Annotated in this window: 1 protein-coding gene; it reads left to right on the forward strand. The window is 70.0% G+C overall.

What is annotated here, in order from left to right:
- Positions 1 to 349: 349 nt before the first annotated feature.
- Positions 350 to 1,180, forward strand: a complete 831-nt coding sequence (gene truA, locus U9980_RS00290; protein WP_322766179.1) for a tRNA pseudouridine(38-40) synthase TruA — start codon at positions 350 to 352, stop codon at positions 1,178 to 1,180.
- The last annotated feature ends 51 nt before the right edge of the window (positions 1,181 to 1,231 follow it).

The raw sequence follows: 1,231 nt of genomic DNA on the forward strand, positions 1-1,231 counted from the left end.
GGCGCCCCCACGGCGCAATAGAAGCGCCCGGCAACAGGTACGCGAGGTCGCGGGGCCGGGCGCGCGTGCACAGAATCAGAATCATGATCGTGTGTCCGTCGGCTCCCTGAGGCCTGTTCGGTTGATTATCGGCGGTATCGACTGGTATTCACCGGACAGGCCCTGGCGATCTGCTCAGGAACCCCAGCTCGCGCGAGCCCACCATCCGCTGGAGGATGGTGGGCTTCGTGTTTCGCGTCACACCATGATCCTGGTGATCCCCGATGTCTTTCCCGCCACTTCGCATCCGGCAGGACAATGTGATCAACGGTGTGATTCAGAACTGTCCGACCGGAATCGTCAGGATGCCGTGAACGCCTCAGACGGGCTGCAGCGCCTGCGCCTCGACCTGGCCTACGACGGGACGCTGTTCGCCGGCTGGGCACGCCAGCCCGGACGGCGGACCGTGCAGGGTGATGTCGAAGACGCTCTGATGCGGGTCGCGCGGTTGCCCGCCGTCCGGCTCACGGTTGCCGGCCGGACCGATGCCGGTGTCCATGCGCGTGGCCAGGTGGCCCACGTTGACATTCCCGATGACGTCCCGCTCGGCGGGCTCGCTCGCCGACTCAACGGCGTGCTGGAGCGTTCCGTGCGGATCACGGGCCTCGCGCCGGCCCCGCCGGGGTTCGACGCCCGCTTCTCGGCGTTATCGCGGCGCTACGTCTACCGGATCGGGGACGCGCCGTACGGGGTCGACCCGCTACGCCGCCACGACACGTTGGCCTGGCCGCGCCCACTGGACGCCGAGCGGATGCGGCACGCGGCCATCACGCTGCTGGGTGAGCACGACTTCAGCGCCTTCTGCCGGCGTAAGGAGGGTGCGACCACCGTGCGGACGCTGCTGCGCCTTGACGTGGCACGGGTGCACGACGGCGTGGTGGCCGCCGACGTGGAGGCGGACGCCTTCTGCCACTCGATGGTCAGGGCATTGGTGGGGGCGCTGCTCGCCGTGGGGGAGGGCCGCCGTCCCCGGGAGTGGGCCGCGCGGGTCCTCGTGCGAGGTGTTCGCGACCCGGCGGTGACCGTGGTTGCGCCGCATGGCCTGACCCTCGTCGAGGTCCGCTACCCCCCTGACACCGATCTCGCCGCTCGCGCGGCGGTGACCCGGGCAGTCCGGGTCCCCACGACCTCGTCCGGCTAGCCGGTCGCTCTAAGTGGTCGGTGGCGACCACTAAGTGGTCGGCGCCGGAGG

Source organism: Protofrankia sp. Cr1 (assembly GCF_963555865.1).
Taxonomy (GTDB): domain Bacteria; phylum Actinomycetota; class Actinomycetes; order Frankiales; family Frankiaceae; genus Protofrankia.